Source organism: Halorubrum halodurans (assembly GCF_002252985.1).
Lineage (GTDB): Archaea > Halobacteriota > Halobacteria > Halobacteriales > Haloferacaceae > Halorubrum > Halorubrum halodurans.
Genome location: NZ_NHPJ01000006.1, coordinates 17,644 through 35,959 on the forward strand (window position 1 = coordinate 17,644; position 18,316 = coordinate 35,959).

An 18,316-nucleotide genomic window follows, 5' to 3' on the forward strand; every position below is an offset into this window, starting at 1 on the left:
TCGACGCGGCCTACCGCGCCGCCAGCCACTCGGCGAACCCGCCGGTCAGGAAGTCGGCGTAGCCGACGACCCCCAGGTACAGCGAGACGAGGACGACGATCACGATCGGGACCCGGACGATCCAGACCCAGGCGGTCCCGAGCCCGCCGAGACTGCCGATCCCCCTCTCGAGTTCGTCGCGGGCGACGTCGGGGATCACCCAGCCGACGAACAGCGCGAGCAGCAACGATCCCAACACGAGCAGGACGCCGCCCGCCAGGTTGTCGTACAACCCGAGGAAGATCAGGTCGATCGTCACCGGGACGCCGAGCAGGAAGACGGCGACGCCGATGGCGACCGACGCGGGAACGCGCGCGACGTCGAACTCGTCGATCAGGTACGAGACGAGCACTTCGAGGATGCTGATCGCCGAGGAGAGCGCCGCGATACCGACCATCGCGAAGAAGACGATCCCGATGATCCGGCCGCCGGGGATCCCCGTGAACGCGGACGTCAGGCTCACGAAGATCGCGCTGGGGCCGGGGCCGCCGGGCTCGATCCCGGCCGCGAAGAGGAACGGGAAGACGACGAAGCCGACGATCACGGCGATGAGCGTGTCGAGCGCGGCGATGATGCCCGCGTCGGTCGCGAGGTTCCGGTCCTCGCCGAGGTAGGAGGCGTAGGTGATCATCACGCCCATCCCGAGCGAGAGCGTGAAGAAGGCCTGCCCGGCGGCGGCCGGCAGGATGCTCGTCCAGTTCGCGGCGAGGTAGCCGAAGTCCGGCGTGAGGTAGTACGCGTACGCCGTTCCCGCGGCGTCCAGCGTGGAGGCGTACGCCGCGAGCCCGACGAGCACCACGATGATCGCCGGCACCATCACCTTCACGCCGACCTCGATCCCCCGCCGTACGCCGGCGGCGATGATCCCGATGACGAGCGCCATGAACACGGCGTGAAACAGGAGGGAGTCGAGTCCGGTGGTGACCGAGCCGTACAGCGCGCTCGCCTCCTCGGGACCGGCGAGCGCGTAGCCGTCGGTGACCCCGATGAGGGTGTAGCGGAGGAACCAGCCGGCGACGACGCTGTAGTACGAGAGGGTGACGAAGCCGGTGACGACGAACAGCCAGCCGAGGTAGTTCCACGCCCCGCTCCCGAGTTCGCGTATCGCGCCGACGGGGTTCAGTTCCGTATACCGGCCGATCACGAACTCGACGAGGATCGCCGGAAAGCCGATCCCCACGACGAAAAGCAGGTAGAGGAGCAGGAACGCCCCCCCGCCCTCCTGGCCGGTGATGAAGGGGAACCGCCAGATGTTCCCGAGCCCCACCGCGCTCCCGACCGCCGCCAGGATGAATCCCATTCGCGTCGCCCACGTCTCGCGTACCATCGTTGTCGGACGGATCCGGCTGGCGACTAAAAGGGTGTCTTTCCGACGCCGAGAATTGACGGTGAAACTGGATGAACGATCGTTTTCGACCGGCGCGCGGCCGAGCCGGATCGACGCGGGAACGCTCGGGAGCCCCCGGCTCGGCCGCGGAGCGGGTCGACCCGCGCGGGGCGCTCGGATCCCGGCTGCGACCGTGAATTTAATGCCGTGAGGTCGACCTCACAGGGTATGGAACGCGTAGACGTCGCGATCGTTGGCGGGGGCCCTGCCGGTTCGTCCGCGGCGCACGCGGCCGCGAGCGGCGGCGCGGACGCCCTCGTGTTGGAGAAGGGCGTACCGCGAGCCGACCGCGAGGGGCTCGGACCCGACTCCACCGACGCCGCCGGGATCCTGGACTACTGGGTCGACATCATGGGGATCCACCCCGACGAGTTCGACGACGGCGTCGTCCAGCGAGAGCTGAACCGAGCGGAGTTCCGGGGCCCCTCCACGGCCGCGACCCTGTTCGACACCGGGATCGAGTCCTCCTACGACCGGTTCGGGTACACCTTCCACCGCGCCCGATTCGACGACTGGCTCCGCGATCGCGCCGAGGACGCCGGCGCGGAGTACCGGACGGGCGTCTCGGTCCGGGGCGTCGACACCGACTTGGACGCGGGCGCGAGCGACGCCGGCGCGGGTCCGCGACACGTCCTGCGACTGGCCGACGGCGACGACGTCGGGGCCGACTTCGTCGTGCTCGCGGACGGACCGCAACGGACGGTGACCAACCGGATGCTCGACGAGTACCTGCCGACTGGCCAGGGTGGCTCCGACCGGCTCGCCCCGCCGGAGGCCAACCACATCGCCTACCAGGAGTACCGCCGGGTGCCCGAGGCGGTGTACGAGGCGGTGAACGACGCGATCGTCTTCTGGTGGGGCGTGATGCCCGGCGAGACCGCGTACCCGTGGATCTTCCCCAACCAGGACCGCGTCTGTCGGATCGGCCTCACGATGCCGATCGGGATGGACATCGACGACTTCGACGCCGACGCCTACGAGCTGCTCTCGGCGGACGACGACTCGATCCCGAGCGGCGCGGAGTACGTCCGGCGGCTGCTGGAGTGGCAGTACGGCGACGAGTACGACGTCGAGGAGGCGTTCCCGATCGTCGACGACGCGGGGAAACGCGACGGGACGGAGACGTACCCGATCTCCTCGACGCGGCCGATCGACTCGCCGACCGAGGCGGGGATCGCCGTCGCCGGCGGCGCGATGGGGACCACCTCGGCGTTCCACGAGGGCGGCGACCACGTCGCCGTCCGCACCGGCGCGATCGCGGGCGAGCTGGCGGCCGACGGCGACCTGGCCCCGTACAACCGGCGCTGGAAGGAGGCCATCGGCGACGAGATCGTCCGGAACGTCACGATGGCGGACATGGTCGCCGACTACACGCCGGACGACTGGGACCGGATCATCGGCGCGGCGGACGCGATGCTCGCCGCGGAGGCGGGCGACGGACTGCTCGCACAGCCGTACCGATCGGGCTGGGAGTCGCTGAAGCTCGTGCTCGGGTACAAGTGGAACAAACGGAAGACGAAGCGTGACTACGTGACCATCTCGGAGGACGAGTACGTCTACTGAGCCGTCCTCCTCCGCTCTCACTCGGTTCCGCGGTCGATCGTCGTCGCCTCGGCCGCCCGCTCGCGTGCGTACAGATCGAGGACCACCTTCGCCCCGCCGAGCGCGACCGGCCCGACGAAGAGGCCCACCCCGCCGAAGAGCACGATCCCGCCGAAGATCCCCACGACGATGATCGCGACGTTGATCGCGCCGGCGCGGTTGATCACGGCGGGCCGGAGGTACGTGTCCGAGAGGCTGACGAGGACGCCGAAGACGAACAGCAGGACGGCCGCGGTGGTCCGCCCGCGCGCGAGGAGGTACACCGACAGCGGAACCCAGACGCCGAAGGAGCCGACGAGCGGGAGCAGCGTGAGCACGAACGCGGCCACGGTGAGGAACGTGACGCCCGGCACGCCGAGGAGGAACAGCCCGACGCCGAGAAGCAGCGCCTGGATCCCGGCGACGATGACGTTGCCGACGACCGAGGCCCACATCAGGTCGTCGAGCTCCGCCATCAGGTCCCGCTGGACGCGGTCGGAGATCGGCGCGACGGCCAACGCCCACTCGGCCAGCCGGTCGCCGTCGCGCAACAGCGCGAAGAGGACGAAGAGCGTCACCGACAGCCCCACGGTCAGGTCCGGAAGCCCGCGGAGCAGCCCCAGCCCCCAGCTCGCGAGCCGCTGTATCGCGGCGCTGATCGGCTCCTGGTAGGTCGCGTAGAGGACGTCGACGTCGATGACGTACCCGAAGAGCTCGATCTCCTCGACCACGAACTGGCGCAGCTCGCCGCGGCGGAGGGCGGCGAGGAGCGCGAGGCCCTGCCGGAGCGCCACGGTGAGGACGTACGCCAGCGGGATGAACACCACGAGGATCGACCCGCCGATCACCGACACCGCGGCGACGTCCGGCCGTACGTGCTCCTCGGCCCGTCGCTGGAGCGGCGCGAGCACGTACGCGATGACGACCGCGAGCAGCACGTACTGGAGGTACGTGGCGATCAGGACGACGGCGAAGACGGCGCTGGCGAGCGCCAGAACCGACAGCCCGTTGAGCGATGACGGCCAGCCCGGCGTGCCGTCGTTCATCGCGACGCGGGGCCCCGGCGAGTTCGTTCGGGCATGCGGTGTGTCCGTGACTAGCGTGAGACCGTATAAATCCGTGCGGTGTCTCGGATGACGCGTTCCCGTGTTCTGAACCGGCGCAGGGTCGTACGCATCGCGTTTCTCGTGGACGTTCACTCCGTCTTCGGTGAGGTATGCGAGCGCCGTCCCGGTTACCGAACACGGACTGAAAGCGATCTGATACGTGACGGCCGCAGTGCCGGCAGGTGCCGGCGTCGTCGGAACCGCCGATCTGGCGGTTCATGGCGCACCCCTCCCCCCGAATGCCGTTTTCGGACGCTAGAGAGTACTGAAACTCTTGACAATGGAGACTAGTAAAAATTTTTGATGGGACCGCTGAGAGTCGAACTCAGGTCCTACGGACCCCATCCGCAGAGGATACCACTACCCCACGGTCCCGGGTCGCACTCGGAGGAACGGCCGTCCCGTAATTAAGGACTTCGTTTCAGTCGTCGCCGTCCGCGCGGGGGACGACGAGGTCGCCGTCGTCGCGCACCGCCAGGCTCGCGACCGGGTCGCCCTCGTAGACGGCCAGCCCCTCACATCGTGCGATCACGTACCCGTCGTGGTCGGCTTCGACGGCTCCCCGCCGCTCGCCCGTCGCCGAGGTGATCTCCGCGAGGACGTCGCCCTCGGCGATCGGCTCGCCCGCATCGACGCGGTGGCGGACGAGTCCCGAGACGTCGGTGGTCGGACCCCGGTACCGCCGGACCGGGTAGTCGACGGGGGCGTCCTCGACGTACTCCGCCGGCGTGCCGACGCCGGCGGGCACGTCGTCGGGGGCGAGCATCCCGAGTTCGACCGCGACCGCGACCGCGCCGGCGACGCCGCCCGCGACGAGGCGGTCGTCGACGACGCTGTGGGAGCCGAGTTCGGCCGTGAACGCCGGGATCCCGGCCTCGTTGAGGACCGCGCCCGCGAGCGAGCGCTGGAGGTTCTCCTCGACGTACTCCGCGGCCGGGTACTCGGTCAGCGTCGGGAAGCCGAAGGCGTCGACGACGGACTCGAGGTCGGCCGCGAGCGCCTCCGCGTCCGACTCGCTCCGGCGGTCGCCGTACAGCACCCGGTCGCGGATCGCGAACGGCTCGCTGTCGACGCCCGCGGTGTGACAGTCGATCAGGGCGTCCGCGGCGACGGCGTCGGCCGGGTTCGACCCCGCGTCCGTCTCGCCGACGATCGCCCCGTAGAGCCGCGCGTCGATCCGCTCCTGGAGTTTCGGCGGGCGCGCGGACTCCGCGTCGGCGTCGGGGAAGTGCCGGTTCGGGTCCTCGTCGTCGTAGTAGGTGTGCCTGGCGTTCCGCCGGAGGCCCGCGGGCGAGACGACGGGGACGGCGACGACCGCCCCGGCGAGCGACGCGAGCGTCCCGGCGTCGCTCGTTTCCGGCCCTCCGGCGAGCGCGCCCATCGTCTCGAGGACGACCGCGATCCCGGTCGCCTCGTCGCCGTGGACGCCGCCGGTCAGCCAGAGCGTCGGGCCCGGTTCGGCCCCGTTGGCGACGATAGCGGGGAGGCGTTCGGGCGTACCGGTCGGGAGGTCCGCCACGTCGAGCCAGCCGCGGTCGACGGTTCCGGGGGCGGCGTTCGCGCTTCCGAGCTCGAGGCGATCTCGGTCGTCTTCCATGGCCGGATCCCCGCCCGCGTGGCTATAAAAGAACGCGTTCGAGCGCGACGACCGTCCCCGATTCGGCGTCCGGATCGCCGACGAACCGTCCGAGACAGACCGCCGACCCGTCCGGCGTGACACAGGCGACGAGCGGGGGGTCCCGGTCCCCTCGGTTCGCCGCGGTCGCCGTGTCCACGGCAGCGGCGGCGTCCAGGTCGCTGTCGATCACGCCGGGCGCGTAGACGGGCGCGCCGGTGGCGACGTTGCGCGCCGCGGAGGGCGCGACCGTCACCGAGGGGAGGTGAGACAGCGCGTCCTCGGCGGGGCGGACCACCTCGCGGAGGAGGTCGTCGTCCCCCTCCTCGGCCCACGCGAGCGCGTCGACGAGGTCCTGGAGCGTGTGGAGGTCCGTGTCGTCGAACGGGTCCGTGGCGGTCCGCCGGAGGTGGCCCATGTGCGCGCCGACGCCGGCGGCGAGCCCGAGGTCGTGACACAGCTTCCGGACGTACGTCCCCGACGCACAGCCGATCCGGAGCAGGGCGCGCCGCTCCTCGAGTTCGAGGACGTCGAGGTCGTGGACCGTCCGGGTCCGCAGCCGGCGGGTGACCGCGCTCTTCCGGGGCGGCTTCTGGTAGATCTCGGCCTCGAACTCCGCGGCGACCTCCCGGAAGTCCGCGGGCGCGGGACCGTGGAGCTCCAGCACGGAGACGTACTCCTTTCTGCCCTCGAGGAACACCTGCGCCATCCGGGTCGCGGTGCCGGTGAGCGTCGGGAGACAGCCGGTGACCTTGGGGTCGAGCGTGCCCGCGTGGGCGACGCCGTCGATCCGCGGGCCGTCGGGGTCGAGGTCCGCGAGCGTGTCGTTGATCGCGTCGCGCACCCACGCGGAGAGTTGATGCGAGGAGGGGCCGGCCGGCTTGTCGACGTTGACGACGCCGAACCGGAGCAGCTCCGGGACCGACCGCTCGCCGGGCGGGGCGCGGAGCGGGTCGTCGCTCGCGGCGTCGGCGTTGGTGGATCCGGCGTCGGTATCGTCGGTCATGTTCGTGTCCGTGTGTGGTGGATCCGGGTTCGGCGGCAGTTCAGAAGTCGTAGGAGACGCCCTCGATCGGGACCTTCCCCTCGTCGTCGTCGGGGTCGTACGCCTCGACCGTGGCGACGAGCGCGTCGAGGAACCGGTCGGGTCCCCAGCGGGCGGTGTTGAAGGCGGCGTCGTAGATGGACAGGTCGTCGATGTCGACGTCGTAGTACTCCAGGTACCGCTTCCGCTCCGAGGCCTCCCGGCGGAGCGTCTCCTCGCGCGCCTGCGAGACGGGCTTGTCCTCCCGGTCGGCGATCCGCTCGGCGCGGACCGCGACGGGGGCGTCGAACCAGAACCGCAGGTCGGCGTGGTCGCCGGCGAGCCACCCGGCCAGCCGGGACTCGAGCACGACCGCCTCGCGGGTCGTCGCGATCTCGCGGAGCCGGCGGTCGAGATCGCGGTCGATGTCGCCGTCGTCCTCGGCGTGCTCGTTGAACTCGACGGGCGTCATGCCGCGGTCCGCGGCCATCTCCCGGAAGATGTCGCCGCCGGAGACGTGATCGAGCCCGAGCGCCTCGGCGAGCCCCGCGGCGTTCGTGCTCTTCCCGCTTCCCGGCGGGCCGGAGACGGTGATCAACATATCCACCCTCCGGCAGGCCCGTTCAAAACGATTGTCGTTCGCGGCCGGAGCGGCTCCCCTGTGGAGGCGGTCGCGCGCTACTCCGTCGCGGCCGTCATCGACCAGACCGCGACGAGGCCGAGCAGGACCGCGGGGACGAGCGGGAGCGCGAGGTACGTCGCGAAGAAGGTGAACCCGAACGCGCCGGCGGCGTACGGGTACGCGTAGATGACGCCGGGAATGACGAGGACGCAGGTGAACAACACGGCGGTCAGCGCCCAGCCCTTCCGGCCGAAGCCGTCGGCGGTCGGCTCCGCGGGTTCGTCAGCCGGGCTCGCGTCGGCGGGATCGGACGGGGACGGATCGGGGGAGCCGGCGCCGCTCTCGGCCGGGTCGTCCTCCGGCGTGTGGACGTATCCGCCGTCCGCGTCGGTCTCAGAACTCACTGTCGGGTTTCAGGACCACTTTACCAAAGCCCTCACGGTTCTCGATCAGCTCGTGGGCGCGCGCGGCCTCGCTCATCGGGAGCGTCTCGCGGATCCGGGGCTCGAAGGTGCCGTCCCAGACGAGTTCGAGCACGTCGTCCACCTCGCCCGGCGTCGCCATCGTCGAGCCGATCACGGAGAGCTGGTTCCAGAAGATCCGGTTCAGCCCCGCATCCGGGTTCGGCCCGGTCGTCGCCCCGCAGGTGACGAGCCGGCCGCCATTCGCGAGCGACTTCAGCGAGTCGGGGTACGTCGCCGCGCCGACGTGGTCGACGACGACGTCGACGCCGCGTTTGCCGGTGCGTTCGGCGATCTCCGCGGCGAAGTCGGTCGCCTCGTAGTCGACGACGTGGTCGGCCCCGCACGCCTTGGCGTGTCGGAGCTTCGCCTCGCTCGAGGCGGTCGCGAACACCTCACACCCCGCGTGGTCCGCGATCTGGACCGCGGCGTGGCCGACGCCGCCGGACGCGCCGAGGACGAGAACCGACTCTCCCGCCTTCACGTTCGCGCGCGTGTGGAGCATCCGCCACGCGGTCTGGAAGACGAGCGAGACGGAGCCGGCGACCTCCCAGTCGACGCCGTCGGGCACGGGAACGAGGTTCGCCTCCGGGACTGCGGCTCGCTCGGCGTGGACGCCCCGGACGTGCTCGCCCAGGATGTGGAAGGAGACGCAGAGCGACTCCTCGCCGTCCCGGCAGAACTCGCAGTTCCCGCAGGCGACGCCCGCGCTCACCGCGACGCGGTCGCCGGGCTCGAACCGGGTCACGCCCTCACCCACCGCCTCGACGACGCCCGCGGCGTCGCTGCCGGGGATATGGGGCATGTCGAGGTCGACCCCCGGCAGCCCGCGCCGGGTCCAGACGTCGAGGTGGTTGACCGCGCCGGCCTTGACGTCGACGAGCACCTCCCCGCGGTCGGGCTCGGGGTCCGGGAACTCGCCGTACTCGATCACGTCGCGGTCGCCGTGGGCGTCGAACTGGACGGCCTTCATGCGAACACCCACCGCGGCGGGACACTAAACCGTACGGCAAAGCGGCCCGACACGGGACTGCGAGCGGGCGACCGCCGACGGCCGACGCCCCCGTGCCAACGGGAGCCACGTCTCCCGGCTTTCGTGATGTTTAAGTAGTGAAGCGTGGTTGGTTCGGATGCACGAACTGTAGGGGTGTCGGACCCCGAGTCCGCGAGGGCGACGATACGACGCGAGTTGCGGTAGCCAAGCCTGGCCCAAGGCGCAGGGTTGCTAACTCTGTGGCGTCACTGCCTCCGGGGTTCGAATCCCCGCCGCAACGCTCGAAACGACCGAGCACCGCCGGGATCGCGCCGGTAGGGCTCACTGCGATCAACACATGAGCACGGAAGAATCACAGGACGACTCGCCGGAGGAGGCCGAAGACCTCCAGTACTTCGTTCGGATCGGGGGCGCGGACCTCGACGGGACGAAGACGGTCGAGCGAAGCCTATCTGAACTCAACGGCATCGGCACGCGCATGGCGCGGCTGGTCGCCGAGGAGGCCGGCGTGGACCGAACGTCCACGTTCGGGCTCCTCGACGAGGAGGATATCGAGGCGGTGGTCGACGTCGCCGAGAACCTCGAGGACCACGTCCCGTCATGGATGACCAACCGACAGAACGACTTCTTCACCGGGGAGACGACCCACCTCGTCGGCTCCGACGTCAACGAGAAACGGCGTCACGACATCAACCGGATGAAGCAGATCGAATCGTACAAGGGCGTCCGCCACAAGCGCGGCCAGAAGGTCCGCGGCCAGCGGACGAAGTCCACGGGCCGGACCGAGGGGACCATCGGCGTCAACGTCGAGGAGATCCGCGAGGAGATGGCCGACGACGAAGCGGGTGACGACGAATGAGCACCGGCAAGAACACCAAAGGCTACGAGACGCCGAACCACCCGTACCAGGGCGAGCGGATCGCCGAGGAGTCCGACCTCCTCTCGCGGTACGGCCTGAAGAACAAAGAGGAGCTCTGGCGCGCGCAGTCGGAGCTGCGTCGCATGCGCCGGGAGGCCCGACGCCTCCTCGGCGAGGCCCAGGGTGACGTCGAGGCCGCCCAGGAGGCCGGCGCGGAGTTCGTCGCACGGCTCCGCCGCATCGGCATCCTCGGCGACAACGACGACATCTCGGCCGTGCTGTCGCTCGACGTGACGGACCTCCTCGAGCGCCGCCTGCAGACGGTGGCGTACCGGCAGGGGTTCGCCTCCTCGACGAAGCAGGCACGCCAGTTCATCGTCCACGGTCACATCACCGTCGACGGGGCGCGCGTGACGCGACCCTCGGTGAAGGTGGACGTGAGCGACGAGGGCGCGATCGCCTTCGACGAGACGAGTCCGCTCGCGGACGATCTCCATCCCGAGCGCGCGGAGTCACAGGAGTAACCAATCATGAGTGGATCCGAGGACGGAAAGTGGGGCATCGCCCACGTGTACGCGTCGTTCAACAACACGCTCATCACGGTCACCGACGAGACGGGCGCCGAGACGATCGCCAAGTCGTCCGGCGGCACCGTGGTGAAGCAGAACCGAGACGAGGCGTCGCCGTACGCCGCCATGCAGATGGCCGAGGTCGTCGCAGAGCGGGTCAAGGAGGCCGGCTTGGAGGGCGTCCACGTCCGCGTTCGTGGCCCCGGCGGCAACCTCAACAAGTCGACCGGCCCCGGCGCGCAGGCGACGATCCGCGCGCTGTCGCGTGCCGGCGTCGAGATCGGCCGCATCGAGGACGTCACGCCCATCCCGCACGACGGGACGAAGGCGCCAAAGAACAAGCGAGTCTGACATGACGGAAGCCGACTTCGACGTGGAGTACGTCGAACGGGACGATCGCAGCGCGCGGGTGCTGATCCGCGGGCTCACGCCGGCGTTCGCGAACGGCATCCGCCGCGCGATGATCGCCGACGTCCCGACGTTCTCGATAGACACGGTGCGGTTCGTCGAGAACTCCTCCGTGATGTTCGACGAGATGATCGGGCTGCGGTTGGGGCTCGTTCCGCTGACGACGCCGCTCGACGAGTTCGAGATCGGCGACGCCGTCACGCTCGCGCTCGACGTCGAGGGGCCGGCGACCGCGTACTCCGGGGACATCGAGTCCGCGGAGCCGCTGATCGAGCCCGCCGACGAGAACGTGCCCATCGTCGAACTGAAGGAGGGACAGCGGCTGGAGTTCGAGGCCGACGCGGTCCTCGAGGCCGGCAAGGAGCACGCCAAACACCAGGGCGGCGTCTCCGTCGGCTACAGACACCTCCAGCGCGTCACGGTCGAGGGCGACCGCGGCGAGTTCGACGAGGAGGAGCCGCGCGTCCTCCGCGGCGTCATCGAGACGCCCGAGGGTGAGGTCGTCCCCACCGACGAGTTCGGCAACGACCTCTCGGAGCGGTACCCCGGAAAGGAGGTGCGCGTCGAGGACGTCCCCGGCGCGTTCGTCTTCCACATCGAGACGGACGGCTCGTTCACGGTCGAGGAACTGCTGCTCCGCGCGATCGACTCCCTCGAGGAGCGCGCGGACGAACTTCGAACGAAGGTCGCGGTCTAAGGAATGTCGACTCCCCGAACCACTCACACGGCGCTCGCCCCGGTCGCGAGCGGCGACGCCGCCGACGACGGCGGCGCGGTCCCGAACGGCGGGACCGAAAGTGGTTTGAAGGGAGCCGGATTACCCAGGAGTGCACGCAGGGATAGCCAAGTCAGGCCAACGGCGCAGCGTTCAGGGCGCTGTCCTGTAGAGGTCCGCAGGTTCAAATCCTGCTCCCTGCACTCCGCTTTTCAGGAACCCCCCCACAGGGAGGGACAGCTATGAGTAGCAAGACGAATCCGAACTTACAGAACCTCATCGCCGATCTGAAGTCGGTCTCGCGTGACTCCGGTGCCAACGTGTGGCAGGACGTCGCCGACCGACTGGAGAAGCCCCGGCGTACCCACGCCGAGGTCAATCTGGGTCGCATCGAACGGTACGCAAACGAAGACGAGACGGTCGTCGTTCCCGGCAAGGTGCTGGGCAGCGGCGTACTCGAAAAGAACGTCACCGTCGCCGCCGTCGACTTCTCGGGCACCGCCCGCGCGAAGATCGACCAGGCCGGCGAGGCGGTGTCGCTCGACCGGTTCGTCGAGGACAATCCCGAGGGCGGCAACGTCCGGGTGATCCGATGAGCCTCGCGAAGGTCGACGCCGACGTCGTCGTCGACGCTCGGGACTGTATCCTCGGTCGCGTCTCCTCGAAGGTCGCCCAGCGCGTCCTCGACGGGGAGACGGTCGCCGTGGTCAACGCCGAGCACGCGGTGATCACCGGCAACGAGGAGTCGACGATGGAGACCTACCACACCCGCGCGAACCTCGGCTCGGACAGCGGGCCGTACTACCCCAAGCGGCCGGACCGCATCTTCAAGCGGGCCATCCGCGGAATGTTGCCGTACAAGAGCGAGGACGGCCGCGAGGCCTTCTCGAACGTCCGCGTCTACGTGGGTAACCCCTACGAGCGCGACGAGGACGCCGAGGCGGTCGTCCTCGACGGCACGTCGCTGGACCGACTCTCGAACATCAAGTTCACCACGCTCGGGGACGTCTCCGAGTCCCTGGGAGCTAACGTCACATGGTAACGAACACCTCCGGTAAGAAGAAGACGGCCGTCGCTCGCGCCACGGTGCGCGACGGCGAGGGCCGCGTTCGAATCAACTCCCAGCCGGTCGAGCTGGTCGAACCAGAGCAGGCGCGCCTCAAGATGCTGGAGCCGTTCCGCATCGCCGGCGACGACATCCGCGACGGCGTCGACATCGACATCGACGTGGCCGGCGGCGGCTTCAGCGGCCAGGCGGACGCGACGCGGACCGCCATCGCCCGCGGGCTCGTCCAGCACCTCGGCGACGCCGAGCTGCGCGACGCGTACATGAGCTTCGACCGCACGCTGCTGGTCAACGACGTGCGCCAGTCCGAACCCAAGAAGTGGGGCGGACCCGGCGCGCGTGCCCGCTACCAGAAGTCCTACCGCTGAGGTGATCCAGTCATGATGATCCCCGTCCGGTGTTTCACGTGCGGCAACGTCGTGGGTGAACACTGGGAGGAGTTCAAGGAGCGCGCCCGTGAGGGAGACGAGGACCCCGGCGAGGTGCTCGACGACCTCGGCGTGAACCGACACTGCTGTCGGCGGATGCTGGTGAGCCACCGGGATCTCGTCGACGTCGTCTCGCCGTACCAGTAAGAATGTCAACACAGAGATACAACCGGTACGAGAAGGCGCGGATCCTCGGGGCGCGCGCCCTACAGGTGTCCTACGGGGCCCCCGTGCTGATCGAGACGGACCAGACGGAGCCGATCCTCGTCGCCGCGGAGGAGTACGACGCGGGCGCGCTCCCGTTCACGGTCCGGCGGGAGGCCGACGCGTGACCCGGATCACCAACGTGTCGCTGCGCCGGATCCTCGACTCGCGGGGGAACCCGACGGTCGAGGCGGACGTGCTCACCGAGTCCGGCGGCTTCGGTCGCGCGGCCGCGCCGAGCGGCGCGTCGACCGGCGAGTTCGAGGCGATCGAGCTCCCCGCCGAGGAGTCGATCGCGAAGGCCCGCGAGCGGGCGGTGCCGCGGCTCGAGGGGCGCTTCGCCGGCGACCAGCGGTCGGTCGACGCCGCGTTGCGCGCGGCCGACGGCACCGACGACTTCTCCGCGATCGGCGCGAACAGCGCGGTCGCGATCTCGATGGCGGCGGCGAAGGCCGGCGCTGACGTGCTCGGCGCGCCGCTGTACCAGCATTTGGGAGGGGCGTTCCGCGGCGAGAACTTCCCCGTGCCGCTCGGCAACGTCGTCGGCGGCGGGGAACACGCCAAGGAGGCGACCCACATCCAGGAGTTCCTCGCCGCGCCGGTCGGCGCGCCGAGCGTCTCCGAGGCCGTCTTCGCGAACGCCGCGGTCCACGCGGCGGTCGCGGACGTGCTCGACGAGCGCGGCGTCCCGGCGGCGAAGGGCGACGAGGGCGCGTGGGCCCCGCCGATCTCGGACGCCGAGGCGTTCGAGGTCGTCGACGAGGCGGTCGAGACGGTCGCCGAGGAGGTCGGCTTCGAGATCCGCTTCGGGCTCGACATGGCCGCGGCCGAGCTGTACGACGACGACCGGGAGGCGTACGTCTACGGCGAGGAGACGAAGTCGACCGACGAGCAGATCGAGTACGTCGCTGGCCTCGTCGAGGAGTACGACCTCGCGTACGTCGAGGACCCGCTCGACGAGAACGACTACGAGGCGTTCGCGGAGCTCACCGAGCGCGTGGGCGACCGGACGCTGATCTGCGGCGACGACCTCTTCGTCACCAACGTCGAGCGGCTCCGCGAGGGGATCGACGTCGGCGCTGGAAACAGCATCCTGATCAAGCCGAACCAGATCGGGACGCTCTCGGACGCGTTCGACGCGGTCGAGCTCGCGACCCGGAACGGGATGGAGAGCGTCATCTCCCACCGCTCGGGCGAGACCGAGGACGCGACCATCGCACACCTCGCCGTGGCGACCGACGCCGCCTACATCAAGACGGGCACGGTCGGCGGCGAGCGAACCGCCAAGCTGAACGAACTGGTCCGCATCGCGGACGACGCGGTATGACGGACACCCACACGCATGAGTGAAGACAACGACGCGGTCGAACTCGACGAGGACGCCGAGACCGAGGCGGTCGACGCGGACGTCGAGGAGGAGGCCGACACGACCGAGGAATCGACCGCCGACGCGGGTGCCGAGGAGGCCTCCGCCGACGCCGGAACGGACGAGACGACCGCCGCGGACGACGTCGGGGCGGCCGAGGACGACGAGGCGGACCTCGAGGAGGAGGACGCCTCGCCGTTCGACGACGACGTCATGCCCGACGACGACGTCGACCTGCTCATCCCCGTCGAGGACTACCTCTCCGCCGGGGTCCACATCGGGACCCAACAGAAGACGAAGGACATGGAGCGGTTCATCCACCGCGTCCGCGACGACGGGCTCTACGTGCTCGACGTGAGCGAGACGGACGGCCGGATCCGCACGGCGGCCGACTTCCTCGCGAACTACGACCCCGAGCAGATCCTCGTCACCTCCTCGCGGCAGTACGGCCGGTTCCCGGCCGAGAAGTTCGCCGACGCGGTCGGCGCCCGCGCCCGGACCGGCCGGTTCATCCCCGGCACGCTGACGAACCCCGACTACGCCGGCTACATCGAGCCGGACGTCGTCGTGGTGACCGACCCGATCGGCGACGCACAGGCCGTCAAGGAGGCCATCACCGTCGGCATTCCCGTGATCGCGATGTGTGACTCCAACAACCAGCTGTCGAACGTCGACCTCGTCATCCCGACGAACAACAAGGGTCGACGCGCGCTGTCGGTCGTCTACTGGCTGCTCGCCAACGAGACGCTCGACCGCCGCGGCGCGGACACCGTCTTCGCCCTCGAGGACTTCGAGGACGAGCTGTAAGCCGGTCGTTCGATCCCGAGCCCGACTCGACTTTTCTCGCCCCGACGAGCATCCAGTCGCCGAGCGACGCGTCCGCCGTCGCGCTCGGGGTCACTCACCCTCTGGCTTCGCGCCCGCGTCCGTCGCCTCGAGCGTCCAGCGCGACTCGATCTCCCGGTTGGCCATCACGATCCGGTCGCCGGCGTCCGTGTCGATGCGGGTCTTCCGGAGCTCGATGGCGGCGACGGTGCCGGTCACGCCCTTCGCCTCCACGCGGTGGCCGGGATCGAAGTCCGGATCCTTCAGGAGGTAGATCCCGGCCACGGTGTCCTCGATCATCTCGGAGAGCGCGTAGGAGACGCCAAGCGCGACGAAGCCGACGGCGGTGCCCAGGCTTGCCGCGACGTCGCCCATCCCGACGACCTTCAGGAAGGTGAGCGCGACGCCGAACCACAGGAACACCGCGATCACGGTGACGAGGAGATCGCCGACGAGTTCGCGGTCGCCGGCGTAGAGTCGGTCGATCGATCGGTGGACGACCGCGAGGACGACTCGGACGGTCGCGTACGCCAGAGAGAGAAAGACCAGCCCCGAGAGCGCGCGTGGCACCGCGGTGACGACCGCGTCGAGGAACTCCGAGAGCGACCGGGCGACGAGCGACGAGGGGCGACTCATGACCCAGGGACGGGACCCCGGCGTGAAAAGGTGCGGGGGCGATCGTGCGCCGCGGGCGCGCGCGTCCGCTACACGCTCCCGATCGTCTCCTCGACGCGGTCCCACGCCACGGGCGGGTCGAACGCGTCGAGATCCGCGACGACGGCCTCGATCCGCTCGTCGACCCGGTCGTCGGACGTCGCCGCGCGTCGGTCCTCGAGCGTCGCGGCCAGCGCCGCCAGCTTCCGGTCCGCCCCGTCGACGCGATCGTGGAGCTCCTCGGGGAACGACGCGTCCTCGCGTTCGGCCCACTCGTCGAGGTCGGCCGCCTCCGCCCGGAGGTCGGCCACGACCAGACCGAGCACCTCGGCCTGAACGACCGCGTCGAACAGGCGGTCCGGGGACGGCTCGTCGGCGTCGAGGTCGCGCACGGTCGTCGACAGCGAGTCGAGCGACTCCTCGGCGTCGGCGAGGTCCGTCTCGAACCCCCGGCGGCGGCGGTCGGCCGACCCGACCCACGCCTCGAACCGCTCCAGCTCCGTGGCGAGGTCGTCGGCGACGCGCACGAGCCGCTGGGCTTCCGCGGCCGTCTCGCGCAGGTCGACCGCCGACGCGTGGATCCCCTCGGGCGTGTCGGGGGGATCGCCCGCCTCCCCGAGCGCCGCGCCCAGGTCGTCCCGGCGATCCCGGAGGTCCGAGAGGCGGTCCGCGAACCGTTCGAGGCGGACGGAGACGGCGTCGAGGTCGGGCGCGTCGTCGGCCGCGGCGCTCGCGTCCTCGTAGGCGCGCGAGGCGAGGTCGATGCGCGTTTCGGTGGTGGCGAGTATCTGGGAGACGTCGGAGACGGTCGACTCGATCGCCTCGGCGGCGACGATCCCGTCGTCGACGAACGGGTCGAGCGCCCGGCGGATCGCGTCCGGGTCCTCGTCGGTGCGATCCGCCACCGCCTCGACGAGGTCGTCGACGGGGATCCGGACGCCTTCGGAGTCGGACTCTGTCACGGGACCGGCTTCTCGGCCGGGGGGTGTATACCTTCCGTCAGAGCCGGGGCTTACCGAACAGTTCTCGAAATAGTGGTACGTTCGTCTATATAGACTACGGGTCTCTACCCGGCGTACGTAGCGGTACGACCGGACTCGAGCGGTTCCGGAGCCAAATATATCAAAAATATAAACCAGTTTAATAAGGCGGTCGGATCGTTCGGGTGATGTCTGACCGAAACTCGGTCGAGGGCGGGGTATCACGGCGGAAGGCGCTGATCACTGCCGGCGCGCTCGGAACGGCGGGATTGGCCGGCTGTAGCGGCGGAAACAGCAGTTCGGGGGACGACGGCTCCGGCGGCGACGGGAGCTCGGGGGACGACGGCTCCAGCGGCGACGGGAGCTCGGGGGACGGCAGCTCCGGCGACGGCGGCGACGGGAGTCCGGCGCTGCTGACCGCCGAGGGCTCCTCCACGGTGTACCCGATCTCCAACACGGGGAGCTCCTACTGGAACGCCAACGCGCCGCCGAGCGACGGCGAGTACTGGGGGGAAAACGACGAGACGTCCGTCCCCGGCTGGGACGAGATCGACACCGACATGCACCTCGCGGACTACTTCGCGAGCCAGTTCGGGTTCGAGACGACCGGGCAGCGGTCGGACCCGCCGTACAACACGACGGTCAGCCTGAGCCACTCCGGAACGGGCTGTGAGGCGGTCCGCGACGAGCTCGTCGACATCGGGAACTCCTCGGGGCCGATCACGGCCGAGCTCGGGCTCAGCGAGTCGGAGGCGGAGGAGATGTTCGTTGACCACGTCGTCGGCCGGGACGGGCAGCCGGTCGTCGTCAGCAGCGACATCTACGACGCCGGCGTCACGGAACTCACCGGCGAGCAGGTCCGTCAGATCTACCAGGACGAGGTGACGAACTGGTCGGAGCTCGGCGGCCCGGACCAGGAGATCTACGTCATCGGCCGCGCCGAGGGCTCCGGAACCGACACCTCGTTCCGGCTGAACATGCTCGGCGGCGCCGACGCCTCGATGTCCGGCGTCGACACCCGGTTCGGCCAGAACCAGCAGGTCGCCGAGGCGGTCGCCAACAACGACGGCGCCATCGCCTACATGGCGCTGGCGTTCACGAGCGACCAGGTCCAGCCGATCGCGATCGACTTCGACGGGACGGTGTATCGACCCGACCGCGACGCCGAGAACACGATCTTCGACAGCGAGTACCCGCTCAACCGCGACCTCCACATGTACACGCGGATCACGGAGGAGACGTCGAGCGGGACGGACCGTCGCGAGGGTGCGTTCCTCAACATGTTCCTCGGCACGTTCGGCCAGACCGTCTTCGTCGAGGACAACAACTACATCCCGCTGCCGACGGCCGACATCGAGGCCGAGCGCGAGAAGCTGCCGGACCCGGCGTAACCGCCGAGCGACCTCGCGGGAG

General features: G+C 69.8%; 22 protein-coding genes and 3 tRNA genes. 15 read left to right on the forward strand and 10 right to left on the reverse strand.

Going from position 1 to position 18,316, the window contains the following annotated elements; translation table 11 throughout:
- Positions 1–10 precede the first annotated feature (10 nt).
- Positions 11–1,366, reverse strand: a complete 1,356-nt coding sequence (locus DJ70_RS00935) for a sodium-dependent transporter (protein WP_094529297.1) — start codon at positions 1,364–1,366, stop codon at positions 11–13.
- Between the two features lie 228 nt (positions 1,367–1,594).
- Here DJ70_RS00935 and DJ70_RS00940 point away from each other — a divergent pair, with 228 nt between their 5' ends.
- A complete protein-coding gene (locus DJ70_RS00940) occupies positions 1,595–2,989 on the forward strand; it encodes an NAD(P)/FAD-dependent oxidoreductase (RefSeq protein ID WP_094529300.1) in 1,395 nt (464 codons plus the stop codon).
- A 17-nt stretch (positions 2,990–3,006) separates the two neighbouring features.
- On the opposite strand, the gene DJ70_RS00945 is transcribed toward DJ70_RS00940, so the two are convergent.
- The 7 genes from DJ70_RS00945 to DJ70_RS00975 form a co-directional block, all read right to left on the reverse strand.
- Positions 3,007–4,053, reverse strand: a complete 1,047-nt coding sequence (locus DJ70_RS00945) for an AI-2E family transporter (protein WP_094529303.1) — start codon at positions 4,051–4,053, stop codon at positions 3,007–3,009.
- 364 nt (positions 4,054–4,417) lie between these two features.
- Positions 4,418–4,488, reverse strand: a tRNA-Pro gene (locus DJ70_RS00950).
- 46 nt (positions 4,489–4,534) lie between these two features.
- Positions 4,535–5,710 (reverse strand): succinylglutamate desuccinylase/aspartoacylase family protein, encoded by a 1,176-nt coding sequence (locus tag DJ70_RS00955; protein WP_094529306.1) that lies wholly within the window; start codon positions 5,708–5,710, stop codon positions 4,535–4,537.
- Positions 5,711–5,732: 22 nt separating this feature from the next.
- Positions 5,733–6,734 carry an RNA-guided pseudouridylation complex pseudouridine synthase subunit Cbf5 gene (locus DJ70_RS00960; RefSeq protein WP_094529309.1) on the reverse strand — a complete coding sequence of 334 codons (1,002 nt, stop codon included), beginning with the start codon at positions 6,732–6,734 and terminating at the stop codon, positions 5,733–5,735.
- A gap of 40 nt (positions 6,735–6,774) precedes the next feature.
- Positions 6,775–7,353: a (d)CMP kinase gene (cmk, locus tag DJ70_RS00965; protein ID WP_094529312.1), complete on the reverse strand. Its 579-nt coding sequence runs from the start codon at positions 7,351–7,353 to the stop codon at positions 6,775–6,777.
- A gap of 77 nt (positions 7,354–7,430) precedes the next feature.
- Positions 7,431–7,778 carry a hypothetical protein gene (locus DJ70_RS00970; RefSeq protein WP_094529314.1) on the reverse strand — a complete coding sequence of 116 codons (348 nt, stop codon included), beginning with the start codon at positions 7,776–7,778 and terminating at the stop codon, positions 7,431–7,433.
- A complete protein-coding gene (locus DJ70_RS00975) occupies positions 7,768–8,808 on the reverse strand; it encodes a zinc-binding dehydrogenase (RefSeq protein WP_094529318.1) in 1,041 nt (346 codons plus the stop codon). Before DJ70_RS00975 ends, DJ70_RS00970 begins: the two co-directional genes overlap by 11 nt.
- A 215-nt stretch (positions 8,809–9,023) precedes the next feature.
- Here DJ70_RS00975 and DJ70_RS00980 point away from each other — a divergent pair.
- The 13 genes from DJ70_RS00980 to rpsB all read left to right on the forward strand — a co-directional run bounded on the left by DJ70_RS00980 (position 9,024) and on the right by rpsB (position 15,251).
- Positions 9,024–9,109 (forward strand) — tRNA-Ser (locus DJ70_RS00980).
- Between the two features lie 57 nt (positions 9,110–9,166).
- On the forward strand, positions 9,167–9,688 hold the full coding sequence (locus DJ70_RS00985; protein ID WP_094529321.1) for a 30S ribosomal protein S13: 522 nt from the start codon (positions 9,167–9,169) through the stop codon (positions 9,686–9,688).
- Entirely contained in the window at positions 9,685–10,212 is a 528-nt protein-coding gene (locus tag DJ70_RS00990) for a 30S ribosomal protein S4 (protein ID WP_094529324.1), read from the forward strand. The genes DJ70_RS00985 and DJ70_RS00990 overlap by 4 nt, the downstream gene beginning before the upstream one ends.
- Positions 10,213–10,218: 6 nt before the next feature.
- Complete coding sequence (locus DJ70_RS00995; protein WP_066417396.1) at positions 10,219–10,608, forward strand: 30S ribosomal protein S11; 390 nt, start codon at positions 10,219–10,221, stop codon at positions 10,606–10,608.
- A 1-nt stretch (position 10,609) separates the two neighbouring features.
- Positions 10,610–11,362 carry a DNA-directed RNA polymerase subunit D gene (locus tag DJ70_RS01000; protein WP_094529327.1) on the forward strand — a complete coding sequence of 251 codons (753 nt, stop codon included), beginning with the start codon at positions 10,610–10,612 and terminating at the stop codon, positions 11,360–11,362.
- A gap of 136 nt (positions 11,363–11,498) precedes the next feature.
- A tRNA-Leu gene (locus DJ70_RS01005) sits at positions 11,499–11,583 on the forward strand.
- Positions 11,584–11,622: 39 nt separating this feature from the next.
- On the forward strand, positions 11,623–11,976 hold the full coding sequence (locus DJ70_RS01010; protein WP_066417401.1) for a 50S ribosomal protein L18e: 354 nt from the start codon (positions 11,623–11,625) through the stop codon (positions 11,974–11,976).
- Positions 11,973–12,422: a 50S ribosomal protein L13 gene (locus DJ70_RS01015; RefSeq protein ID WP_094529330.1), complete on the forward strand. Its 450-nt coding sequence runs from the start codon at positions 11,973–11,975 to the stop codon at positions 12,420–12,422. Before DJ70_RS01010 ends, DJ70_RS01015 begins: the two co-directional genes overlap by 4 nt.
- On the forward strand, positions 12,416–12,814 hold the full coding sequence (locus DJ70_RS01020; protein ID WP_066417406.1) for a 30S ribosomal protein S9: 399 nt from the start codon (positions 12,416–12,418) through the stop codon (positions 12,812–12,814). Before DJ70_RS01015 ends, DJ70_RS01020 begins: the two co-directional genes overlap by 7 nt.
- Positions 12,815–12,826: 12 nt before the next feature.
- Complete coding sequence (locus DJ70_RS01025; RefSeq protein ID WP_066417409.1) at positions 12,827–13,021, forward strand: DNA-directed RNA polymerase subunit N; 195 nt, start codon at positions 12,827–12,829, stop codon at positions 13,019–13,021.
- Between the two features lie 2 nt (positions 13,022–13,023).
- A complete protein-coding gene (locus DJ70_RS01030) occupies positions 13,024–13,206 on the forward strand; it encodes a DNA-directed RNA polymerase subunit K (protein WP_066417411.1) in 183 nt (60 codons plus the stop codon).
- The gene (gene eno / locus DJ70_RS01035) at positions 13,203–14,405 is read left to right on the forward strand and encodes a phosphopyruvate hydratase (protein WP_094529333.1); all 1,203 of its coding nucleotides are present in this window, start codon (positions 13,203–13,205) and stop codon (positions 14,403–14,405) included. Before DJ70_RS01030 ends, eno begins: the two co-directional genes overlap by 4 nt.
- Before the next feature lie 15 nt (positions 14,406–14,420).
- Positions 14,421–15,251: a 30S ribosomal protein S2 gene (rpsB, locus tag DJ70_RS01040; RefSeq protein WP_094529336.1), complete on the forward strand. Its 831-nt coding sequence runs from the start codon at positions 14,421–14,423 to the stop codon at positions 15,249–15,251.
- A gap of 90 nt (positions 15,252–15,341) precedes the next feature.
- Here the strand turns inward: rpsB and DJ70_RS01045 are convergent, their stop codons facing one another.
- Together DJ70_RS01045 and DJ70_RS01050 are read right to left on the reverse strand one after the other, a co-directional pair.
- Positions 15,342–15,905: a mechanosensitive ion channel domain-containing protein gene (locus DJ70_RS01045; protein ID WP_094529340.1), complete on the reverse strand. Its 564-nt coding sequence runs from the start codon at positions 15,903–15,905 to the stop codon at positions 15,342–15,344.
- A 68-nt stretch (positions 15,906–15,973) separates the two neighbouring features.
- Positions 15,974–16,885, reverse strand: a complete 912-nt coding sequence (locus tag DJ70_RS01050; RefSeq protein ID WP_094529343.1) for a hypothetical protein — start codon at positions 16,883–16,885, stop codon at positions 15,974–15,976.
- Between the two features lie 206 nt (positions 16,886–17,091).
- Between DJ70_RS01050 and DJ70_RS01055 the strand changes: the two genes are divergently transcribed.
- A complete protein-coding gene (locus tag DJ70_RS01055) occupies positions 17,092–18,294 on the forward strand; it encodes a substrate-binding domain-containing protein (RefSeq protein WP_094529346.1) in 1,203 nt (400 codons plus the stop codon).
- The last annotated feature ends 22 nt before the right edge of the window (positions 18,295–18,316 follow it).

Bases quoted from the DNA above. Each gene is read 5' to 3' on its own strand.
- DJ70_RS00935 (WP_094529297.1), bottom strand. From the start codon at position 1,366: ATGGTACGCGAGACGTGGGCGACGCGAATGGGATTCATCCTGGCGGCG.
- DJ70_RS00940 (WP_094529300.1), top strand. From the start codon at position 1,595: ATGGAACGCGTAGACGTCGCGATCGTTGGCGGGGGCCCTGCCGGTTCG.
- DJ70_RS00945 (WP_094529303.1), bottom strand. From the start codon at position 4,053: ATGAACGACGGCACGCCGGGCTGGCCGTCATCGCTCAACGGGCTGTCG.
- DJ70_RS00955 (WP_094529306.1), bottom strand. From the start codon at position 5,710: ATGGAAGACGACCGAGATCGCCTCGAGCTCGGAAGCGCGAACGCCGCC.
- DJ70_RS00960 (WP_094529309.1), bottom strand. From the start codon at position 6,734: ATGACCGACGATACCGACGCCGGATCCACCAACGCCGACGCCGCGAGC.
- cmk (WP_094529312.1), bottom strand. From the start codon at position 7,353: ATGTTGATCACCGTCTCCGGCCCGCCGGGAAGCGGGAAGAGCACGAAC.
- DJ70_RS00975 (WP_094529318.1), bottom strand. From the start codon at position 8,808: ATGAAGGCCGTCCAGTTCGACGCCCACGGCGACCGCGACGTGATCGAG.
- DJ70_RS00985 (WP_094529321.1), top strand. From the start codon at position 9,167: ATGAGCACGGAAGAATCACAGGACGACTCGCCGGAGGAGGCCGAAGAC.
- DJ70_RS00990 (WP_094529324.1), top strand. From the start codon at position 9,685: ATGAGCACCGGCAAGAACACCAAAGGCTACGAGACGCCGAACCACCCG.
- DJ70_RS00995 (WP_066417396.1), top strand. From the start codon at position 10,219: ATGAGTGGATCCGAGGACGGAAAGTGGGGCATCGCCCACGTGTACGCG.
- DJ70_RS01000 (WP_094529327.1), top strand. From the start codon at position 10,610: ATGACGGAAGCCGACTTCGACGTGGAGTACGTCGAACGGGACGATCGC.
- DJ70_RS01010 (WP_066417401.1), top strand. From the start codon at position 11,623: ATGAGTAGCAAGACGAATCCGAACTTACAGAACCTCATCGCCGATCTG.
- DJ70_RS01015 (WP_094529330.1), top strand. From the start codon at position 11,973: ATGAGCCTCGCGAAGGTCGACGCCGACGTCGTCGTCGACGCTCGGGAC.
- DJ70_RS01020 (WP_066417406.1), top strand. From the start codon at position 12,416: ATGGTAACGAACACCTCCGGTAAGAAGAAGACGGCCGTCGCTCGCGCC.
- DJ70_RS01025 (WP_066417409.1), top strand. From the start codon at position 12,827: ATGATGATCCCCGTCCGGTGTTTCACGTGCGGCAACGTCGTGGGTGAA.
- DJ70_RS01030 (WP_066417411.1), top strand. From the start codon at position 13,024: ATGTCAACACAGAGATACAACCGGTACGAGAAGGCGCGGATCCTCGGG.
- rpsB (WP_094529336.1), top strand. From the start codon at position 14,421: ATGAGTGAAGACAACGACGCGGTCGAACTCGACGAGGACGCCGAGACC.
- DJ70_RS01045 (WP_094529340.1), bottom strand. From the start codon at position 15,905: ATGAGTCGCCCCTCGTCGCTCGTCGCCCGGTCGCTCTCGGAGTTCCTC.
- DJ70_RS01055 (WP_094529346.1), top strand. From the start codon at position 17,092: ATGTCTGACCGAAACTCGGTCGAGGGCGGGGTATCACGGCGGAAGGCG.